Source organism: Amycolatopsis sp. cmx-11-32 (genome assembly GCF_047608695.1).
Classification (GTDB): Bacteria; Actinomycetota; Actinomycetes; order Mycobacteriales; family Pseudonocardiaceae; genus Amycolatopsis.
In genome coordinates, this window is the sequence record NZ_JADNQN010000010.1 from 71196 (window position 1) to 90796 (window position 19601).

Genomic DNA, 19601 nt, shown 5'->3' on the forward strand with positions numbered 1-19601 from the left:
GTATGTCCAGATGAGGTTCAAGCGGTTCGGCGCGTCGCTGCTGGTCGTCGGGGTGGCGTTGCTGGGTGCCGCGAATCCGGCGATGGCCCACGAGGAGCTGAAGAGCAGCGACCCGGCGAAGGGCGCTTCGCTGGCGACGCCCCCGACCCAGATCAAGCTGACCTTCTCCGGCCCGGTCACCGTCGGGGCGGATCCGATCCAGATCACCGGGCCCGAGAACGCGAAGTGGACCGTCGGCCGGGCGGAGGCCGCCGGTGCCGTGATCACCGCGCCGGTCCAGGCCGTCGGGCCCGCGGGCGAGTACACGTTGCGCTACAACGTGACCTTCGCGGACTCGCATGAGTCCAGCGGAACGGTGAAGTTCACCCTCAGCGCCCCGGCCGTGCCCCCGTCGTCCAGCGGCGCGGCGGCCCAGGAGAACAACGAGACCAGCGCCGCCCCGGCGCCGCAGGCCCAGGAGGCCACTCTCGAAAGCCTGGTGCCGGGCTGGGTGTGGATCGTCCTCGCGGTCGCCGTGGTGGCGGCCGGGATCGTGGTCGCGCACCGCCTCACTCGCCGCAAGCGCGACCAGCCCTGAGGTCAGCCGTGGCCGACACCGGTGTTCCCCGCGGGCAGGTCCTTGCCGGAGGCGTCGAAGGCGGTCAGTTCCAGCGGGTCGGCACCCGAGTCGAACCAGAACACGACGATGTTCGGGTCCACGCTCCACGGCGCCTGGTGCGCGGTGACGTTCTTGCCGTCCACCTTCGCGGTGATCTTCACGGGGGGACCGGCGTAGTAGCCGAACGACGGATAGCCGCTGATCCCGCCGGACACCGCGTGGAAACCGGGCGCCTTGTCGGAGCCCGCGAACTCGTTGGCGGTGATGCCCGCGGTCACCTGGCCCCCGGCCGGACGGCGCCCCGCCATGATCCCGAAGGTCGTCCCCGGAAGCTGCTCGACGTCGACCTTCACGCCGTAGAACACCAGCTCACCGCCGTCACCCTGGACACCGGTGCCGATGACGTCGCCCCACGGGGTGTCGTCGGGCTGGGCCTCGGCGGCCTGAACGGTGGCGGGTGCCGGAGCGGGGGCGGCGTTCGCCGTCAGGGTGCTTATGAGCACCACGGCCAGCACCGCGCCGCCTGCCAGGAGCGTCCGCTTCCCGGGTGGTTTCATTGGTGTTCCCCCCCCCGTGGCCGAAGATCATCCAGAGACACCTACGGGAGAGCGCCCCGAAAGGTTGAGGCAACCTTTCAGGTGGTCAACCGTCGAACGGAGATGAGGACCAGGGTGGCTCGTGGCGACGACGAGTTCGTCGAGTTCGTGCGGAACTCGTCGAACCGTCTGCAGCACGCCGCCTACCTGCTGACCAGCGATCGTCATCAGGCAGAGGACGCCGCGCAGACGGCGCTCGCCAAGACGTACGCTGCCTGGTCGCGGGTACGCCGCAAGGACGCCTACGCCTACGCGCGGCAGGTCCTCGTCAACCACATCATCGACGGCTGGCGGCGCCCGATCCGCGAGAACGCCACCGAGGAGATCCCCGAGCGGCCGAGCGGCGCGGATGTCGCCAATGCCGTTGTCCAGCGGAAATGGCTGCTTGACGCGTTGCGTACGCTCACAGACCGGGAGAGGGCGGTCGTAGTGCTTCGGCACTTCTTCGACTTGAAGGAGTCCGACGTGGCCGGCGAACTGGGTGTCTCGGTGGGCACCGTGAAGAGCACCAACTCCCGTGCCTTGACGAAGCTGCGGATCACCGCGGAGGACGGAACGGAACTGATCGGGGGGCTGGGCCGATGACCGATCTCGAGACACTGCGCTCGGCGCTGCGGGAGCCGCTCGTCGAGGAGTTCGCCGCGCCAGACCTCGGCGCGATCATGACCAAGGGCAGGCGTATCCGCCGCCGTCGCCGTCTGGCGACCGGAGCGGGCGGTGTCGCCGCCACCGTGGTGACGGTGCTGGTCATCGTCGGCGCGGTCGCCCTCCGCGAGCCCGCACAGCAACCCCAGGTCGTCCCGCCCGCCGCGAGTGCCCCGTCGTCCTCACCGGCGTCGCCGGTCCCGACGGTCACCACGGCGCCGTACCCGCAGGCCGTGCCGCTGGGCGACGTGGTCCCCCTCGGCGTCAAGGGTGAGGGCGGCCGGGAGCTGGTGCTCTACGCGTCCGCGTTCGCCGAGCCGTCGCAGCCGCGCATCCAGTTCGGTCTTCATGTCGCCTACCGCAACGACGATGGCACCTACGACGCGCTGTTGGCTACCAACGAATACAAGGGCTCGGACCGGTCGTTCGGCTTCCACGCCACGGACGGCGGCGAGCTGATCGGGGACACGTTCGTCCCCGTGTTCGGCTACTTCGCCGGTCCGGCGGCGCGGATCACCAGCACCGTCCGGGGTAAGCCGGTCGAGGCGAGGACGGCCGTCTGGAGCGAAGACCCGTCTGTCGTGATCTTCTGGTTCGAGGGCTCCGAAGTGGAGTCGTCGAACGTGCTGACCCCTCTCATCGCCTACGACGCGAAGGGCCTGCGCCTCACCAAATAACGCAATTAGTCCTCTAGTTGCGGTACTTGCACACGCAAGTACCGCAACTAGAGGACTAATTGCGAGAGAAGGTCACGCCGAGGCTTGGGTGAGCACCTGGTCGACGACGGCGTGCGAAGGCAGGATCAGGTCCCGCTCGGTGTCGGCGTCGATCTTGCCCTCGAGCAGTTCGAGGAACCGGTCCAGCTGGGTCGCGAGAGGCTCGCGCGCGGTGACCAGTTCCGGGATCTCGATGACGGTCTGCTGCCGGTAGCCGAGGCCGTCCTCGGTGACCGAGTCGTGCGAGACGTGCCGGTAGATGGTGACGTCGCGGCGGAGCAGGTCGATCTCGATCATGCGGTCCAGTTCGGACACCCAGAGCGAGCGGACCTTGCGCTGGCCGAGGCGGGACGCGGAAACCGTGGCGAGCCCGGACTCGAACGACAGCACCGTCTCGATGGTGTCTTCGGCGCCCTCGACCGAATTCGGGTGGAAGTAGCCGGCACCGGAGGCGACCCGCTGCGGGGTCGCGCCGCCGAAGAACTGGATTGCCAGGTCGACGTCGTGCACCAGCAGGTCCCACGCGACACCGGTCTTGATGCGCGGCGCGTAAGGGCCGTGGCGGCGGGCCATCAGGTGGATGGGCTCGTTGACCAGCGCCCGCGCGGTCATCACGGCCGGGTTGTAGCGCTCCAGGAGCCCGCACATCAGCGGAACGTCCTTCTTCGCCGACAGCCCCACGATCTCCTTGGAGAATTCAAGGCTGTTGCAGACCGGCTTCTCGACCAGCAACGGCTTGCCCTGGCCCAGGATCTCCTGCGCCAGCTCGTAATGCGCCTCGGTGGCCGAAGCGAGCACGACGGCGTCCACATCGGACAGCGAGCCGATTTCGGGCGTCCACTGGGTTTCGTAGCGCTCGGCGACCTTGCGGCCCGCCTCTTCACGCGGGTCGATCACGCGGACGAGGTCCACGTGCTCGTTCGCGGCGAGGACACGCGCGTGCAGCGAACCCATGTTCCCGGTGCCGATGAGGGCGATCTTGTGCGTCGTCATGCGCCGAGGACCTCGCGAACCGTTTCGATGATGGTGTCCAGGTCGGACTCGGAAAGGTGCGGGTGCACCGGCAGCGAAAGCGCCTGCGCGGCAACGGAAGCGGCCACCGGGAAATCCTCGACCTTCGCGTCGGGGATCAGCGGGTTGTTCCGGTAGCAGTCGTAGTCGAAGACGATCTTCGGGTAGTAGATCCCGTTGCCGATGCCGCGTTCGGTGAGGGCGGCGGCGAGTTCGTCGCGCGAGAGGAACGCGTGCGGGCCGACCAGCACGGTGTACTGGTGCCACACGTGCTCGCGGCCCGGCAGGACCTGCGGGAGGTCGAGACCCGGGGTGCCGGCGAGGCCTTCGGTGAGGCGCTTCGCGTTGGCCTGGCGGGCGGCGGTGAGCTGGTCCAGCTTCTCCAGCTGCGGGATGCCGACCGCGGCGTGCAGGTCGGTCATCCGGTAGTTGTGCCCGGCGACCTCGTACTGGTACCGGGCGCGCATGCCCTGGTTACGCAGTACGCGCAGGCTGTCCGCGAGCCCATCGTCGTCCGTGGTGATCACGCCGCCTTCGGCGGTGGTCACGTTCTTGGTGGCGTACAAGGAGAAGCAGCCGATCCCAAAGGAACCCGACGGCTTGCCCTGGAACGACGCGCCGACGGCCTGCGCGGAGTCCTCGATGACCTTGAGGCCGTGTTCGGCGGCCAGCGGCGCGAGCTTGCCCATGTCCGCGGTCTGCCCGTAGAGGTGGACCGGCATGAGGACCTTGGTGCGGTCGGTGATCGCGGCGGCGACGGCGTTCGGGTCGATCGCGAAGTCGTCGCGCCGGATGTCGGCGAAACGGACGGTCGCGCCGGCTTCCAGTATCGCGTTCAGCGTCGCCACGAAGGTGAACGGCGAGGTGACGACCTCGTCGCCCGGCCGCAGGTCGAGCACCTGAATGGCGGCGACCAGCGCGGTGGTGCCGTTGTTGACGGCGATCGCGTGCTTCGTGCCGGAAACGCTCGCGAACGCGTCCTCGAAGCGCTTGACCATCGGTCCCTGTGCGATGGCGCCGGATCGCAGCACCTCGACGACGAGGTCCTCCGCGTCACGGACGTCGACCACGGTAATGGGGATCATCTGCAAGTCTCTCTCGACTGGGCGTTCTGGTGCGTCCGGTACAGTGAGCCGCCGGTTCTGCGCCCGGCCGCCCTCTCTGGCGCGGGCCACACGTTACCGGGACCGCCGAAGCGCCCAATACCCCAGGCTGCCTCCAGCCACAACGAACGGATCTCACGTGGTGAACCGCATCCACCCGACAGCAGTCATCGGCGAGGGTGTCGAACTCGGTGAAGACAACGTCATCGGGCCGTTCACGGTCATCGTGGGCCCCACGCGGCTCGGCGACGGCAACTGGATCGGCCCGCACGTGACCATCGGGACGCCGGGCGAGGACCGCGGCCGCGAGCACCCCGCCGCCTGGGAATCCGCGCCGAACGGTGATCCCGATCACGACGGCCACGGCGTCGTCATCGGCAGCCGCAACCGCGTTCGCGAGTACGTCAGCGTCCACCAGGGCACCTGGCGCACGACCACCATCGGCGACGGCGGCTACTTCCTCCGCGGCTCTCACATCGCCCACGACTGCCTGGTCGAGGACGCCGTCACGGTGGCCTCGAACGTCATCACCGGTGGCCACTGCCACATCTGGTCCGGGGCGAACCTGGGCATGGGCGCGATCCTGCATCAGCGGGTCGTCGTCGGCCCCGGCGCGATGGTCGGGATGAGCTCCGCGGTCCGCAGGGAGGTGGGCGCGTTCACCGTCGCCGTCGGCAACCCCGCGCGGGTGACCGGCGTCAATACCGTTGGCCTGTCCCGCCGAGGGCTGGACGAGGCCACCATCGAGGCATTGGGACCGTGGCTGAAGGGTAAGGCCGGTCTCCCTGAGGACGGGCTGGCCGACCGGCTGCCCGGCGACCTCTCTACCTTGGTGAAGGCGTGGGACGCCCGTCCGCGCGAGGAGCACTAGGAGTTCACAGATGGCGGAAGTCGACGGCAAGCTGCGTGAGGTCTTCGTCGAGGCACTGGACCTCGATGGCGAGGTCGACGTCGAAAACCTGAAGTACCGCGACATCGAAGCCTGGGACTCGGTGGGTCACATGGCGCTGGTCGCGGCCATCGAGGACGAGTTCGACGTGGAATTCGACACCGACCAGGTGATCGACATGTCGAGCTTCAAGGTCGCCTTGGACATGGTCACCGAGCTGAGCAAATGATTCCTCGCCGGGAAGAAGCACCTCGAAAAGAGCCCAAGTGATGCTCGAGGGCAAGGTCGCCCTGGTCACCGGCGGTACGCGGGGGATCGGGCTGGCCACCGCGCGGGCGCTCGCCGAGGCGGGTGCCACCGTCGTGCTGACCGGCCGTGACGAGGCCAGGGCCAAGGAAGCGGCGGCCGCGGCGGGGGCCGCGAGCGGGCTCGCGCTGGACGTCACCGACGCCAAGGCCGTGTCGACGGTGGTCCGCGGCGTTGCCAAGGAACACGGCAAGCTCGACATCGTGGTCGCCAACGCCGGGATCATGGAGGACGCGCTCCTCGGCATGATCCGCGACGAGCTGATCGACACCACGCTGAGCACGAACGTCGCCGGCACGCTGCACACCGTCCAGGCCGCGGCCAGGGCGATGATGCGCAAGAAAGCCTCGCCCGCCGGCGATAGAGGCACAAGCGCTGGCGCGATCGTCGTTCTCGCCTCGATCGTCGGCGAATACGGAAGCGCTGGTCAGACCGTATACGCGGCCTCGAAGGCGGCGGTGGCGAACATCGCGCGTTCGGCCGCGAAGGAACTCGGCCGCTCCGGGATCCGGGTCAACGCGGTGGCGCCCGGCGTCATCGACACCGACCTGACCTCGGGTCTGAGCGAGGACGCCAAGGCCGAGAACATCGGCAGGACCCCGCTCGGACGGCTCGGGACGCCCGAAGACGTGGCGAACGCGATCCGGTTCCTGGTCAGTGACGACGCAGCGTTCATCACCGGGCAGGTGCTGGGCATCGACGGAGGATTAGTTCTGTAATGACCCTTCTGGGTGTGGGTGCGCGACTGATCGACGTCACGAGCGGCAAGACGCTCGCGGGTGAGGAACTCGACACCGAGGTCACCCGCGTGGGGGCCGCGTTGTCGCTGCTCCCACCGGGCGCGTTGTTCGCGCGGATGTCGGTGGACCTCGGCAGCGTGCTGAACTACCTAGGCGCGTTCGAGGCGGGCCGCGCGATCGCGCTGATCGATCCGGCGCTGGACGCCGACGTCCTGGCGGGGCTCATCGAGCGCTTCCGCCCGGCCGCCGTGCTGTCCGCGCCGGACGCGCCCGCGCCCGAGGGTTACGGCGTCTCCGACGGGCATTGGGTCCGCGAGTCCGCCGAGGGCGTCGAGCCGCATCCCGATCTCGCGGTCCTGCTGCCGACCAGCGGTTCCACCGGCAACCCGAAGCTGGTCCGGCTCTCGCGCGGCGCGATGCTGTCCAACGCCGACGCGATCGCCGAGGTGCTCGGTATCGACCGGCACGAGATCGCGCCGACCAGCCTCCCGCTGCACTACAGCTACGGCCTGTCCGTGCTGAACTCGCACCTCGTCCGCGGCGCGACCGTGGTCATCGAGCCCTCGGGTGTGCTGGGGCGCGGGTTCTGGGACGCGGTCAACGAGTACAAGGTGACGTCGCTCGCCGGGGTTCCGTACCACTACGAGATGCTGCGGCGCCTCAAGTTCGACCCGGCGAAGTACCCGACGCTGCGCACGCTGACCCAGGCGGGCGGCAAGCTCCGCGACGACCTCGTCGCCCAGTTCAACGACAAGATCCGCGAGGTCGGCGGGCGGATGTTCGTCATGTACGGGCAGACCGAGGCCGGGCCGCGGATGACCACCGTCCCGGCGGAGCGGCTCGCGGAGAAGCTCGGTTCGGCCGGGCCCGCGCTGCCAGGCGGCTCGTTCGCCGTCCGGCGCGAGAACGGTTCCGAGACCAAACACCCGAAGATCGTCGGCGAGGTCGTTTACCGCGGACCCAACGTGATGATGGGGTACGCCGACGACGAGGCCGGGCTGGCCGCCGGCGACGAATGGGGTGGCGTGCTGCCCACCGGCGACCTCGGCTACCTCGACGAGGACGGGTTCCTCCACATCACCGGACGGCTCAAGCGGATCGGCAAGGTCTTCGGCAATCGGGTCAGCCTGGATGATCTCGAGCACGCCGTGCGTTCCGCTTCGGTGGGGATCGACGTCGTGGCCGCCGTCCCGGCCGGGGACAAGGTCGTCCTGTTCGCCGAAGGGGCCGACAAAGATATGTGTAAGGACGCCGCGAAGGCGCTGTCCGAGCGGCTGCACCTGCACACCAGCGGGTTCGACGTCCGCGCCTGCGACACCGTGCCGCTGCTGGCCAGCGGCAAGATCGACTACCGGTCGCTGGAGGCCAAGGTATGAGTGTGTTCACGCTTTCGCGGGCGGAGCGCGAGAAGTCGCTGCTCCCGCGGTTGGCCGAGCTGACCGCGCACCACCGCGAGAACTCCGAGGGATACGACCGGATCCTCTCGTCGCTGGGCATCGCGCGGGACGCGTCGTTCGCCTCCATCGCGGATCTGCCCTGGCTGCCGGTGCGGATGTTCAAGACGCACGACCTCAAGTCCATTCCGGAGTCCGAGGTCTTCAAGACGCTGACGTCCTCGGGCACCACCGGCGCGGGCGCGTCGCGGATCTACCTGGACAAGGTCGCCGCCGGCGCGCAGACCAAGCAGCTCGGCGCGACACTGCAGGAGGTACTCGGCGGCGAGCGGCTGCCGATGCTGATGGTCGACACCATCGGCATCATCAAGAACCGCCGCTCGTTCTCCGCGCGCGGCGCGGGTGTGCTGGGCATGGCGAACTTCGGCCGCAAGCACACGTACGTACTCGACGAGAACGACCAGCCGGACGTCGAGGCGGTCAAGACGTTCCTCGCGACCTACGGCGACAAGCCGTTCCTGATCTTCGGCTTCACCTTCATGGTGTGGCAGTACCTCTACGAAGTCGCGCGCGACCACGAGCTCGATCTGTCCAACGGGATCCTGATCCACTCCGGGGGCTGGAAGAAGCTGATCGACCGCGCGGTCGACAACACCGAGTTCCGCCGCCGGTTCAAAGAGGACACCGGCCTGGCGCGGATCCACAACTACTACGGGATGATCGAGCAGATCGGCACCGTCTTCCTCGAAGGACCGTCCGGGAACTCGTTGTACTGCCCCGATTTCGCCGACGTCGTGATCCGGAACCCGGAGACCTGGGAAGAGCAGCCGGTCGGCGAACCCGGGGTGATCGAGGTCGTCAGCACGCTGCCGCGTTCGTACCCCGGTCACGTCCTGCTCACCGAGGATCTCGGTGTCTACCACGGAATCGACGACGGCGACTGGCCTGGCAAGCACTTCTCGGTCATGGGCAGGCTGCCCAAGGCCGAGGCCCGCGGTTGCTCGGACACCTTTCAGGGAGCGGTGGCATGACCCTCAACCAGCGTTTCCCGCTTTCGGACGCGATCGAGGTCGACGAGCTCGTCGACGAACTGCGTGCCGAGCCCGTCGGCGGACGGCTGCGCGTGGGTGACCCGCGTGTCGTCGAGTTCCTGACGAAGTTCGCGCGCAAGCTCCTCGCGCCCGCGACGGCTCGCCGCTTCCCGGAGCTGGCGTCACTCGGTTTCTTCCTGCGCAAGGGAGAGATCGCCAAAGCATTGTCCACTTTGGAGACTTCTGGCGACGCACTGCGGTTCCCGCGTGGGCTGGTCTTCCACGTCCCGCCGGCCAACGTCGACACGATCTTCGTTTACTCATGGGCGCTTTCCGCGCTGGCGGGCAACCACAACGTCGTCCGCGTGTCGTCCCGTTCGGCCGGTGCCGCCGAAACGGTGCTGGAGGCACTGAACGCCGCGCTGTCCGAAGTGGACGCGGACACCGCCGCCGCGATCACCGCGACGCAGCGCATGGTCACCTACGACCGCAGCGACGCGATCAGCGGCGCGCTCTCGATCGCGGCGGACCTGCGGGTCATCTGGGGCGGCGACACTTCGGTCGCGGCGCTGCGCAAGTACCCGCTGGCGCCGCACGCGCGTGACTTGACCTTCCCCGACCGGTCGTCGTTCGCGGTCGCGTCGGTGCGTGGCTGGCAGAACGCCTCAGAGGCCGAGCGCCGCGGTGCCGCCGAAGGCTTCTACAACGACTCGTACTGGTTCGACCAGGCCGCCTGCTCGTCGCCGCGTGCGGTGTTCTGGGTCGGCGACGAAGCCGGGGCCAAGGAAGCCGGGCAGGAATTCCGGAAGCTGCTCGCCGAGGTGCTGGCGACGAAACAGCACGTCACCGAGCCCGCGATGGCCGTGCAGAAGCGGGTTTCGGCGTACGGCGCGGCCGTCGACGGGCTCGTCAGCGGCATCGAGTTCCAGGGCAACGGCATCGCGACACTGGAGCTGGCCGACCCCGCTGTCCTGCCGCGCGAATGGCTCGGCGCGGGCACTTTCGCCAACGCGCGGGTCGGCACGCTTTCCGACCTCGTGCCGATCGTCCTGCGCAAGGATCAAACCGTCGGTCAATTCGGCTTCACCAAAGAAGAATTGACGCAATTCGTGACAGAATTGGCTGGCCGCGGTGTCGACCGCGTCGTTCCCTTCGGATCGGCCCTGACGTTCTCCACGATTTGGGACGGCTACGATCTGCTGACCGAGTTCAGCCGTCTGGTGACCGTACAGGCTTGACCAGCGACGAAAGAGGCTTCAGCGAGGAGGTTCAGTGACGACTGTCGAAATGCCGGAAGGGGAGTCTTCGGTTGCGGTAAAGCAGCCGAAATCCACCAAGGCGAAGATCCTCGACGTCGTCCGCTGGATCGCCATCATCGCGGTCGTCGGTTTCGCCGCGAAGACCCTGGTCGCCAATTGGGACGAATTCTGGCGGACGTTGTCCGACGTCGCCTGGGAATCTTCCACGTTGAGCCTGGTCGCGCTGATCGCCGCGATCATGGTGTCGACCTACGGCTGGCAGGTCATGGTCGACGACCTCGGCAAGCCGATCGGCTACGCCCGTGGCGCGCAGATCTGTCTCGTCGGCTCGCTCGGCAAGTACGTGCCGGGGTCGGTGTGGGCGTATCTGCTGCAGATGGAACTGGGGCGCAAGGCCGGGCTCGCCAGGGCCCGGATCTTCACCGGTTCGCTGATCCAGCTCGGCGTCGGCGTGGTGTCCGCGTTGGTCGTGTCGCTGCTCGCGGCCCCCGCGGTGTTCAGCAACAGCCCGCGCGCGATGTGGCTGTTCGTGCTCATCCCGGTCGGACTGGCGATGCTGCATCCGCGCGTGCTCACCTGGGGCACGTCGCTGGTGCTGCGGATCCTGCGCCGCCCGCCGCTCGACCACCGGCTGAGCTGGTCGGTCGTCGGCAAGGTGTTCGGCTCGTCGACCGCCGCGTGGGCGCTGCAGGGTGTGCACCTGTGGCTGCTGGCGAACTCCGTCGGCACGCCGGGGTTCAGCGGATTCGTGCTGTGCGTCGGCGCGATGGCCGTCGCGATGACCGTCGGGACGTTCGCGTTCATCCTGCCCAGCGGGGTCGGCGTCCGCGAGGTCGCCCAGGTCGCCGTGCTGACCGCGTCGGGCCTCACCGTCGGCCAGGCGACGGCGTTCGCCATCGCTTCGCGGGTCATGTTCACCGTCGCCGACCTGATCACCGCCGCCTCCGCGGCCCTCTCCGCCCGCCTCGCCTCCCGCTGACACCCACCCGCGTTTCGTCCTCTGGTTGCGGTAGTTGCACGCGCAAGGACCGCAACCAGAGGACGAAACGCGCCGGAGACGCGGGCCGCCCGGCGGGTACTTCCGGAAGTTCCCTTGTCCTGTCCCGGTGGGAAAACGTCGGAGCGTCACCTACACCACGCGGACTTTACTCGCCCATTCGTGTCAAGTAACTGCGCTGAAAGAAACACCTTGGCGCGGCGATCGATACTTGACCGTAGTCTTTTCGTCAGGGCAGTGGCTCGGCCCGGGAGGGTGAGGATCAGGTGGTGATCGCGCTCGTCGTCGCCTGGTTCGTGGTCGCCGTCTTCGTCCTCGTGGCCTGGCCCAAGATCGGCGCCGACAAGAATTGGCGTGCCGCCGCGCTGACGCTGACCCTCGGTTTCTCCTTGGTGCACCAGCTGGTGTTCTCGACCATCGCGGAAGACGCGTACATCACTTTCCGTTACGCGCAGAACATCGCCGACGGCAATGGACCGGTGTTCAACACCGGTGAGCGGATCGAGGGTTACGCGAATTTCCTCTGGCTGATCGCGATTGCGTTGCCGAAGGCCGCTTTCGGGGTCGACATCGAGACGTCGGCGATCGTGCTCGGGATCCTCGCCACCCTCGGCGCCGTCCTGCTCGCGAACGTGACGGTGAACCGGGTGGTCGCGCGGGTGGCGGGCGAGCCGCGACCGGCCTTCGGGGTGGCCGCCGCGGTACTCGTCGCGGGCGCCGGAGGGCTCGCCGCGTCCGGTGGATCCGGCACCGAGACGCCGCTGTTCGTACTGCTCGTGTTCGGCGTCTTCGCCGCGCTCGCGGCCCGGCGTCCGGTCGTCGCGGGCGTGCTCGTCGCTTTCGCGATGATGACGCGCCCGTCGGGGACGCTGCTCGCGGTGCTCGTCGGGGGCTGGCTGGTCGTCGCCGCGCTGCGCGGCCGCTACACCTGGTGGTCGCCGGCGGGCTGGCTGCTCGGCGGGCTCGTCTTCGCCGCGCCGTGGACGGCGTGGCGGGTCACCTACTACAACCACGTCCTGCCGACGTCTGTCCTCATCCCCTTCGACATCGATGTTTCCGCGCGGATCGACCGCGGCTGGCGGTATCTGTCGGGCTTCTCGGTGGTGCACCAGGGCTTCCTGCTGCTCGGCCTGGTCGCGGCGGTGGCACTGCTCCTTCGTCGCAACGGCCGTACGCCGCACGAGGCCGAGGCCAGATCGTTGACCTGGCTGATGCTCGTCACCGCCGTCGCGCTCACCGGTTTCGTGGTCTTCTTCGGCGGCGACGCGGGCCCGGCGTGGCGTCTGCTGGCGCCGATCCCGCCACTGCTCGCGGTGGCGGCGGTCGCGGTCTACGGCGTGCTCACCGCGGTCACGAAACCGAGTCCGCGACCGCGGCCGTCGATCCAGCGGCTGATGCCCGCCGCCGCGGTGACGTTGTCCGGGCTCGCGGTGCTGGTGTCGGTGTTCAGCCCGGACATGCTGGCCCGCGTCCGCGCCTGGCACGACCACGGCGCGCAGATGGAGGAGATCGGCCGCTGGCTCGACGCCTACCTGCCGCCCGGTTCGGTCGTGAGCACGTCCGCGCCCGGGGTGCTCTCGTACCACGCCGGGACGCGGTTGCAGATCGTCGGCGTCCGCGGTCAGACCGAAGAAGCGGGCGAGGCCGTCGTCTCCCGGCGACGCCCGACGATCGCCGTCATCACCGACAGCGGCTACTCGGCGAAGCAGTCCTGCGTGATCGATCCGGCGTACGCGGCGAGGTACCGCGTCGCGACCTTCGCGCGTGAAGGAACCTCGTCGTGGCTCACCGTGTTTCTCCGGGCCGACGTCGTGCGATCGGTCACGTCGGCCCTCGACTTCTCGCCCGACTTCCGCCACGTACCGTGCCCTTCGTGAGTGTCGACGACCGTGTCTCCCTGAGCCGACCAGCAGCGCTTGAAGCACCTTCGCGCCTGTTCGGCCTCAGCGTGTTCGCCGCCGCGCTCACCGTGTTGCTCGTCCGCTTCCTCGTGCCGCGGCCGATCGCGATGTCCGACAACGGCGACGGTTTCCGCGTGCTGTGCGGCGCGGGCATCCCGTGGAAGGGCAAGCCGGAGCAGTTCGTGCACCTCGCCTACACCGCTCCGGCAGGCGAATGTGACGCCACCTATCTCCTGACCCAGAGCTGGTTCGCCCGGATCGCGCGGTCGATCGGTGGGTTGCTCGGCCTCGAAGCGACGCTCAGCCTGGTCGTGCTCGGCGTGCTGATGAGCGTGCTCGCCGCCGCGGCGGTGGCGCTGATCGTCGTCGGACTGCCGTACTCGCGCCGCGTCCGGTGCTTCGCGGCCGTAGGGCTGTTGCTGGTCGTCGCCGACTCCGCGTTCTTCGGTTACTTCGCTTCCGTGCTTGGCGAAGGTGCGGCGTTCCTCGGCCTTCTGCTCGCCGTCGGCGGCTTGCTGGTGGCCGCGCGGCTCGGGCGGTGGCGCTACGTGGGCCTGGCGGTGCTGCTCTTCGGCGGCTTGATCGCGGTCAACGCCAAGGTCCAGACGCTGATGATCCTGCCGCTGCTCGCACTCGCCGCGGTGCTCGTCCGCCCGGCGGGCGTCCGCGGCCTGAAGCGGTGGCTTCCCGTGGTGTTCGTCATCGGCGCGCTCGCCGGAGGCACGGCCTGCGCGCAGCAGACCGTCGAACCGGCGAAGCTGCCCGACGGCTCGCTCGCCGCGCGTCCTGGCGACGATTCACGTGAGATCAACATGTTCAACACGATTTTCCTGACCATTGTGGACGGTCGGCACGATACCGGGGCCGACCTCGCCGCGCTGGGACTGCCCACTTCGTTCAGCCAGTACGCGGGCAACGGCTGGTGGCATCCGCGGCCGGCCACGCTGGATCCCGAGTACCCGAAGTACCGCGAGCAGATCAGCAGGCGCAACGTCGTCGAGTACTTCGCGACGCATCCCTTTCGCACCATCGGAATCCTGGACCGCGCGGCGGGCGATCTGCTCACCGCGCGGCCGCCGTACCTCGGCAGCTTCGACCAGTCGGCAGGCTTCGCCCCCGAGGCACAGGAATACCGCGTCCCGATCGCATCGACGGTGACCAAAATGTTGGCACCACTGGGCTTTTTCGCTTTGGTGCCGATCTGGTCCCTGCTCGCCTGGCGTGGCTGGAAGACCCGGCGTGACGCGGTGGGCGTCGTGCTCGGATTCCTGCTCGTTGTCGCCGCCGGTCAGTTCGCGCTGGCGGCGCTGGGCGACGGCCTGGAGAACGTCAAACACCAGGTGATCGCGTTGTACTGCACGCTGCTCGGCGTCGTCCTGGCGCTGGTGACTTTCCGTCGCGAACGCGTGTGACCTACGCGACCGTAGGTTGGTGACCCTACGGTCGCGTAACCTGGGCCCATGGCCGATCTCGTTTATCCGCCCGTCATCATGGCGGCGAAGCTGATGTTCCGGGTGCTGGACAACCGCATCCGAATCGAGGGAACCGAGCACATCCCGGCGACCGGCGGTGCGGTCATCGTCTGCAACCACGTGAGCTACCTCGACTTCATCTTCTGCGGGCTCGGCGCGCAGCCGGCGAAACGCCTGGTCAGGTTCATGGCGAAGAAGGAAATCTTCGGCAACCGCGTCGCCGGGCCGCTCATGCGCGGCATGCACCACATCTCCGTCGACCGCGGCGCGGGGCTCGCGTCGTACCGGGAAGCCGTCGAGCGGCTGAAGGCGGGAGAGGTCGTCGGAGTGTTCCCCGAAGCCACGATCAGCCGGTCGTTCACCGTGAAGGACATCAAGTCCGGCGCCGTCCGGATGGCCGCCGAAGCCGGTGTCCCGGTCGTGCCGATGGCGCTGTGGGGCACGCAGCGGTTGTGGACCAAGGGCCACCCGAAGGATCTGACCAAACGCCACGTCCCGATCTCGATCCTCGTCGGCGAGCCGATGCACCCGAAGGTCGAGGAAGACGCCGAAGTCCTTTCGAAGGACCTTCGCGTGCGGATGTCCGCGCTCGTGGAGCGTGTCCAGGCCGACTACCCGGACAAGCCCTCCTCGGACGACGAGCGCTGGTGGCTGCCCGCGCACCTCGGAGGCACCGCGCCGACGCCGGAAGAGGCCGCCACACTGGACCGCGAGCGCCGCTAGAACCAGCGTTCGAGTACCTGGGCGACGCCGTCCTCGGAGTTCGGCGCGGTCACCTCGTCGGCGACGTCCAGGACGTAGCGGTGCCCGTTGGCCATCGCCACCCCGTGCCCGGCCCAGCCGAGCATCTCGACGTCGTTGGGCATGTCGCCGAACGCGATCACCCGCTCGGCCGGGACGCCCAGCCGCTCGGCGACCTCGGCCAGCCCGGTCGCCTTCGTGATGCCGCGCGCGGCGACCTCGATCAGGCCGGTGTTCGTCGAGTAGGTGATGTCGACAGCGCCGTCGAGCACTTCGTGCGCCGCCCGGGCCATCTCGTCGGAGCTCATCCCGCGCCTGCTGATCAGCAGCTTGATCGCCGGATGCCCGAGCACCTCGGCCCTCGGCGCCTCCGCGCCCTCGTGATTGCCCCAGGGATTGTGGTAGTCCGGCTCGATCACGAAATTCCGTGTGTCCGGGTCCAGCGCGGACTCGCCGACCCGCTCCGCGGCGTACCGGCAGCCGGGAAGAGCGTGATCAAGAGCACTCACGGCGTCGTGCAGCAACTGGGGTTCCAGCAGGCCGTGGACCGCCACGATCCGATCCGTCCCGATCTCGTACAGCACCGCGCCGTTCGCGCAGACCGCGTACCCGGTCAGGTCCAGCGGGTTCGCGATCGGGGCGATCCAGCGCGGCGGACGGCCGCTGACCAGCACGAAGGGGATCCCGTCCTCGGCGACCCGCCGGACGACGTCGATCGTGCGTTCGGTCAGGACCTCCATCGGGCCGAGCAAGGTGCCGTCGACGTCGGAGGCGATCAGAAGGGGTTTTTCCACCGGCACATTGTCCCCGAACATCCGCCCGTCGGGCGAAGTGCCGCCGGGCACCGCTACTCCATCCATGCCCCCGCCACCGCCCTCAAAGGAGAAGCTTCGCTTCGCGGTACGTTCCCAGGTGTGCGCGTAGGCATCGTGATTCTTCCGGAAGATCGTTGGTGGGCGGCCGAGCCGAAATGGCGGGCCGCCGAGGAATACGGCTTCGACCACGCTTGGACGTACGACCACCTCGGCTGGCGGAACCTCGTCGACGGCCCGTGGTTCAGTGCGATGCCGACGTTGACGGCGGCCGCGATGGTGACGTCACGGATCAGACTGGGCACCTACGTGGCGTCGCCGGTCGCGCGGCACCCCGTGCCGTTCATGCGTGAGCTGACCACTCTCGACGACATCTCCGACGGCCGCTTCATCATGGGAGTGGGCGTCGGCGTCCCGCAGAGCAACTACGACGCCGCCGTCCTCGACGGCCCCGAACTGTCGGTCAAGGAGCGCACGGACCGCTTCACCGAGTTCGTCGAAGCGCTCGACGGGCTGCTGATGACCGACGGTTTCGACTACGAGGGTGAGTACTACCGGGCCAAGGGCGCCCGGAACCTGCCCGGCTGCGTGCAGCGGCCGCGACTGCCGTTCCTGGTCGCCGCGAACGGCCCGCGCACGATGACCCTCGCCGCGAGGTTCGGCGCGGGTTGGGTCACCACCGGGTCCAAGGCCGACACCCAGGACGAGTGGTGGAAAGGCATCGCGGAGCTCGTGAAGACCTTCGACGAGCGGCTCGAGGTCGTCGGCCGGGACAAGACGAGCGTGCAGCGGTTCCTGAGCCTCGACTCGGCGCCGGTCTTCTCGCTCTCCAGCGTCGACGCGTTCACCGACGCGGCCGGACGGGCCGGGGAACTCGGGTTCACCGACATCGTCACGCACTGGCCGCGGTCCGGCGACTACTACATCGGCCGCGAGTCGACGCTCGAAGCGGTCGCGAGTGACGTACTCCCAGTACTCCAAGGAAAGAACTCTTAGGCCGAACGGGTGACGTTGGCGGGCCGGGTAAACCGGTTCCGCCTACAGCTCGTCTGAGGGATGAATACAGCGAGTGGGTGCGGCCGCGGTGTGGCTGCCCCTCATGGGTCACCCCGGGGGTGAATGGGGGACTGAGGCTCGCGTGGTCACGGCAGGGGCAGTCCGCGACCACGCGAGCCTTTTCCACTCACGACGCCCACCTGGACCGAACGGCCAGTTTCGCGGGACTGATGGGATGACACGTGTCGTCCGTCCGGACACGCGAAACCACCATCCGCGCACCGGCAGGTACAGACCTGAGACACGGTCGGCCTTAACCGTCCTTGCCACTCACGAGGGCGTCAGCGCGTCAGCGTGTAGATCGAAGCGCCCGCGTTGCCGAAGTCCTTGCGCAGGAAGTTCAGCCCGTCCAGATCCCGTAGCCCCGGCGCCGGCGGCGCGCCGATCTTGATCGGCGTGCTCCCGATCAGTACGTGCTTGATGTTCAGCCGCTTCACCGCGGCCTGCACCTCGGGGTCGGTGTCGTAGTCCCGGAAGTGCAGCGCCAGGTATTTCGCGTCCGGCGGTGGCACGCCGGGGTCGTAGTGCCCGGCGACCGGGTGGATGCCGGTGATCGCGTACAGCCAGGCCGTCCCGTCGGAGCGCTCGTTGAGCACCTTCTCGTCCGGCCCGATGTCCATCTTGGTGAGCTGGTCCATCGCGGCGAGTTCGTCGGCGCTGACCGGCGGGGTGACCTCGCCCTCGGGGCCGTTGTAGTACAGGAACGACACCGCGCGCGCGTTCGACTCGGTGTAGAAGCCCTTGGTCAGCACGGCCGACGCGGCCACGACGAACGCGGCGGTCGCCAGCCCGAGCCGGGCGGGCAAGGCGGGCTTGCGCTGCACCCAGGACCGGCCGCTCGCCCATTTCGCGAACCAGCGCTGAAGCTCCGCCATCCCGTGCCCGGCCAGCAGGCAGAGCGGGAGCGCGGCGAGCGCCATCAGCCGGTAGCGGTCGTTCCACCACGGCCGCGACAGTGAGATCACCCACGGTTCGGCGCCGAACGAGGCGACCAGCACGAACAGCACCGAGAAGCCCAGTGCGGCGAGCCCGATCCAGCGCATCCGGCCGAGGCGGAACAGGCTCAGGACGCCGATGACCAGCAGCACCGTCAGCCACACCTGCGGCGCGTTCAGCACCTGCCGGAAGGTCACCAGCAGCCCGAGCGACTTCACCACCGGCAGTTCCGAGCCCCAGGCGTGGTACGGATACGAACCCGAGGTGAATTTCAGCGCACCGAGAATGTGCGGTGCCGCGAGCAGTCCGCTCGCCACCATCACCGGCACCATCTTGACGACGTCACCGCCGATGATCCGGAGTCCGTCGCGGCCTTCGGGCACGCCGTCGAGCGGCTTGTGCCGCAGCGCGCGGTACCAGCGCTGCACCACCAGCGGGAAGGCGAACAGCAGCGCCCCGAACAGCGCCGACGAGTGCGCCGCCAGCAGCCCGACGGCGGTCAGCGCGAGCACGTAGCCGGTGTCGAGGCCGGGCCGGGCGAGGAACCGGGCCAGTGCGACCACGGCCAGCGGCGTCAGCACGATCCCCAGCGCGAACGGCAGCAGCCCGCTGGACACCGACTCGTAGGCTCCGGTGGTCGCCGCGGCGGCCACCAGAGCCGTGCAGCCCGCGAACACCGCCCGCCCGCCGAGCTGGCGGATCAGGGCGACCATCGACAGCGCGAAGATCCCGGCGACCGGCATCGTGATGGCGTTCAGCGTGACCGGGACGGTCGTACCCGAGATCGAGTACACGAGCGAGCCGACCAGGTGATACGCGTTCGGGTAGAACGAGCCGTCCGGGTACCAGTTGACGGTGCCCATGCCGGTCAGCGAGCCATCGCCGGTCTCGGCGATGTAGCGGATGCCGTTCGCGTGGAACACGGTGTCCCAGCGCTGGAACACCGCCGTCGTTCCGCCGCGGGCCGAGAGCACCACGAGAATCGAGATCCCGACAGCGAGCGCGACACAGGCCGCGACGGCGTAGTGCGCGCGCGGGTGCCACTTCGTCGGCGGCTCCTCGGCGCCCGGTTTGATCCAGCCGCGACTCCGGCCCAGCTTTCTGAGCCCGAAGCCGATCCCGGCGAGCACGGCAGTGACGCCCGCCACTGTCAGGGGGTTGTACGACACACCGGCGAGTGCCAGCCACGGACCGGCCAGCCCGGTTACCGTGTAGGACAACAGCGGGGCCAGCCCGGCCAGGGCCCAGCCGCGCAGGCCGGCGGCCCGGCCGACAAGCCCGCCGGGGATCGCCAGAACGGCCAGGTACGTGATGGTCGCACCGAAGTACGACCAGAAGGTGTCCGGAGTAGGCACTGCTTCCTAAAATCTGTCTGTCGAAGGTGAAAACCGGTGCTCG

General features: G+C 68.6%; 19 protein-coding genes. 14 read left to right on the top strand and 5 right to left on the bottom strand.

The annotated features are described in order from the left end of the window. The first annotated feature begins 10 nt into the window (after nt 1-10). Nucleotides 11-577, top strand: a complete 567-nt coding sequence (locus ACM6LR_RS27145; RefSeq protein ID WP_414944773.1) for a copper resistance CopC family protein — start codon at nt 11-13, stop codon at nt 575-577. Nucleotides 578-579: 2 nt separating this feature from the next. On the opposite strand, the gene ACM6LR_RS27150 is transcribed toward ACM6LR_RS27145, so the two are convergent. Continuing rightward, nucleotides 580-1155, bottom strand: a complete 576-nt coding sequence (locus tag ACM6LR_RS27150; protein ID WP_414944774.1) for a hypothetical protein — start codon at nt 1153-1155, stop codon at nt 580-582. 114 nt (nt 1156-1269) lie between these two features. Between ACM6LR_RS27150 and ACM6LR_RS27155 the strand changes: the two genes are divergently transcribed. Both ACM6LR_RS27155 and ACM6LR_RS27160 read left to right on the top strand, forming a co-directional pair. Then, nucleotides 1270-1779, top strand: a complete 510-nt coding sequence (locus ACM6LR_RS27155) for a SigE family RNA polymerase sigma factor (RefSeq protein ID WP_414937089.1) — start codon at nt 1270-1272, stop codon at nt 1777-1779. Beyond that, nucleotides 1776-2516, top strand: coding sequence for a hypothetical protein (locus ACM6LR_RS27160; RefSeq protein WP_414936332.1), 741 nt, complete (start codon nt 1776-1778; stop codon nt 2514-2516). Before ACM6LR_RS27155 ends, ACM6LR_RS27160 begins: the two co-directional genes overlap by 4 nt. A gap of 72 nt (nt 2517-2588) precedes the next feature. Here ACM6LR_RS27160 and ACM6LR_RS27165 read toward each other — a convergent pair whose 3' ends face one another. Together ACM6LR_RS27165 and ACM6LR_RS27170 are read right to left on the bottom strand one after the other, a co-directional pair. After that, nucleotides 2589-3548, bottom strand: a complete 960-nt coding sequence (locus ACM6LR_RS27165) for a Gfo/Idh/MocA family protein (protein ID WP_414936331.1) — start codon at nt 3546-3548, stop codon at nt 2589-2591. Beyond that, a complete protein-coding gene (locus tag ACM6LR_RS27170; RefSeq protein WP_414944775.1) occupies nt 3545-4651 on the bottom strand; it encodes a DegT/DnrJ/EryC1/StrS family aminotransferase in 1107 nt (368 codons plus the stop codon). The genes ACM6LR_RS27165 and ACM6LR_RS27170 overlap by 4 nt, the downstream gene beginning before the upstream one ends. Nucleotides 4652-4808: 157 nt before the next feature. On the opposite strand from ACM6LR_RS27170, the gene ACM6LR_RS27175 reads away from it, so the two are divergent. The 10 genes from ACM6LR_RS27175 (at nt 4809) to ACM6LR_RS27220 (ending at nt 15381) form a co-directional block, all read left to right on the top strand. After that, nucleotides 4809-5540, top strand: a complete 732-nt coding sequence (locus ACM6LR_RS27175; RefSeq protein WP_414936329.1) for a UDP-N-acetylglucosamine acyltransferase — start codon at nt 4809-4811, stop codon at nt 5538-5540. 10 nt (nt 5541-5550) lie between these two features. Next, on the top strand, nt 5551-5787 hold the full coding sequence (locus ACM6LR_RS27180) for an acyl carrier protein (protein WP_414936328.1): 237 nt from the start codon (nt 5551-5553) through the stop codon (nt 5785-5787). A gap of 40 nt (nt 5788-5827) precedes the next feature. Further along, entirely contained in the window at nt 5828-6583 is a 756-nt protein-coding gene (locus ACM6LR_RS27185) for a glucose 1-dehydrogenase (RefSeq protein WP_414936327.1), read from the top strand. Beyond that, a complete protein-coding gene (locus ACM6LR_RS27190) occupies nt 6583-7980 on the top strand; it encodes an AMP-binding protein (RefSeq protein WP_414944776.1) in 1398 nt (465 codons plus the stop codon). Before ACM6LR_RS27185 ends, ACM6LR_RS27190 begins: the two co-directional genes overlap by 1 nt. Further along, the gene (locus ACM6LR_RS27195) at nt 7977-9029 is read left to right on the top strand and encodes an acyl-protein synthetase (protein WP_414944777.1); all 1053 of its coding nucleotides are present in this window, start codon (nt 7977-7979) and stop codon (nt 9027-9029) included. The genes ACM6LR_RS27190 and ACM6LR_RS27195 overlap by 4 nt, the downstream gene beginning before the upstream one ends. Then, nucleotides 9026-10267, top strand: a complete 1242-nt coding sequence (locus tag ACM6LR_RS27200) for an acyl-CoA reductase (RefSeq protein WP_414944778.1) — start codon at nt 9026-9028, stop codon at nt 10265-10267. Before ACM6LR_RS27195 ends, ACM6LR_RS27200 begins: the two co-directional genes overlap by 4 nt. A gap of 34 nt (nt 10268-10301) precedes the next feature. After that, nucleotides 10302-11267 carry a lysylphosphatidylglycerol synthase transmembrane domain-containing protein gene (locus ACM6LR_RS27205; protein ID WP_414936323.1) on the top strand — a complete coding sequence of 322 codons (966 nt, stop codon included), beginning with the start codon at nt 10302-10304 and terminating at the stop codon, nt 11265-11267. A gap of 284 nt (nt 11268-11551) precedes the next feature. Further along, nucleotides 11552-13162 carry a hypothetical protein gene (locus ACM6LR_RS27210; protein WP_414944779.1) on the top strand — a complete coding sequence of 537 codons (1611 nt, stop codon included), beginning with the start codon at nt 11552-11554 and terminating at the stop codon, nt 13160-13162. Then, the gene (locus ACM6LR_RS27215; RefSeq protein WP_414936321.1) at nt 13159-14598 is read left to right on the top strand and encodes a hypothetical protein; all 1440 of its coding nucleotides are present in this window, start codon (nt 13159-13161) and stop codon (nt 14596-14598) included. Before ACM6LR_RS27210 ends, ACM6LR_RS27215 begins: the two co-directional genes overlap by 4 nt. Before the next feature lie 48 nt (nt 14599-14646). After that, nucleotides 14647-15381 carry a lysophospholipid acyltransferase family protein gene (locus tag ACM6LR_RS27220; protein WP_414936320.1) on the top strand — a complete coding sequence of 245 codons (735 nt, stop codon included), beginning with the start codon at nt 14647-14649 and terminating at the stop codon, nt 15379-15381. On the opposite strand, the gene ACM6LR_RS27225 is transcribed toward ACM6LR_RS27220, so the two are convergent. Then, a complete protein-coding gene (locus ACM6LR_RS27225) occupies nt 15378-16214 on the bottom strand; it encodes an HAD family hydrolase (RefSeq protein WP_414937088.1) in 837 nt (278 codons plus the stop codon). The two genes, ACM6LR_RS27220 and ACM6LR_RS27225, sit on opposite strands and share 4 nt — an antisense overlap. A gap of 99 nt (nt 16215-16313) precedes the next feature. On the opposite strand from ACM6LR_RS27225, the gene ACM6LR_RS27230 reads away from it, so the two are divergent. Next, on the top strand, nt 16314-17207 hold the full coding sequence (locus ACM6LR_RS27230) for an LLM class flavin-dependent oxidoreductase (protein WP_414936319.1): 894 nt from the start codon (nt 16314-16316) through the stop codon (nt 17205-17207). A 341-nt stretch (nt 17208-17548) separates the two neighbouring features. Here the strand turns inward: ACM6LR_RS27230 and ACM6LR_RS27235 are convergent, their stop codons facing one another. Then, complete coding sequence (locus tag ACM6LR_RS27235; protein WP_414936318.1) at nt 17549-19558, bottom strand: DUF6541 family protein; 2010 nt, start codon at nt 19556-19558, stop codon at nt 17549-17551. Nucleotides 19559-19601: the final 43 nt, after the last annotated feature.

Bases quoted from the DNA above. Each gene is read 5' to 3' on its own strand.
- ACM6LR_RS27190 (WP_414944776.1), top strand. From the start codon at position 6,583: ATGACCCTTCTGGGTGTGGGTGCGCGACTGATCGACGTCACGAGCGGC.
- ACM6LR_RS27165 (WP_414936331.1), bottom strand. From the start codon at position 3,548: ATGACGACGCACAAGATCGCCCTCATCGGCACCGGGAACATGGGTTCG.
- ACM6LR_RS27180 (WP_414936328.1), top strand. From the start codon at position 5,551: ATGGCGGAAGTCGACGGCAAGCTGCGTGAGGTCTTCGTCGAGGCACTG.
- ACM6LR_RS27145 (WP_414944773.1), top strand. From the start codon at position 11: ATGAGGTTCAAGCGGTTCGGCGCGTCGCTGCTGGTCGTCGGGGTGGCG.
- ACM6LR_RS27150 (WP_414944774.1), bottom strand. From the start codon at position 1,155: ATGAAACCACCCGGGAAGCGGACGCTCCTGGCAGGCGGCGCGGTGCTG.
- ACM6LR_RS27170 (WP_414944775.1), bottom strand. From the start codon at position 4,651: ATGATCCCCATTACCGTGGTCGACGTCCGTGACGCGGAGGACCTCGTC.
- ACM6LR_RS27200 (WP_414944778.1), top strand. From the start codon at position 9,026: ATGACCCTCAACCAGCGTTTCCCGCTTTCGGACGCGATCGAGGTCGAC.
- ACM6LR_RS27220 (WP_414936320.1), top strand. From the start codon at position 14,647: ATGGCCGATCTCGTTTATCCGCCCGTCATCATGGCGGCGAAGCTGATG.
- ACM6LR_RS27160 (WP_414936332.1), top strand. From the start codon at position 1,776: ATGACCGATCTCGAGACACTGCGCTCGGCGCTGCGGGAGCCGCTCGTC.
- ACM6LR_RS27195 (WP_414944777.1), top strand. From the start codon at position 7,977: ATGAGTGTGTTCACGCTTTCGCGGGCGGAGCGCGAGAAGTCGCTGCTC.
- ACM6LR_RS27185 (WP_414936327.1), top strand. From the start codon at position 5,828: ATGCTCGAGGGCAAGGTCGCCCTGGTCACCGGCGGTACGCGGGGGATC.
- ACM6LR_RS27225 (WP_414937088.1), bottom strand. From the start codon at position 16,214: ATGTTCGGGGACAATGTGCCGGTGGAAAAACCCCTTCTGATCGCCTCC.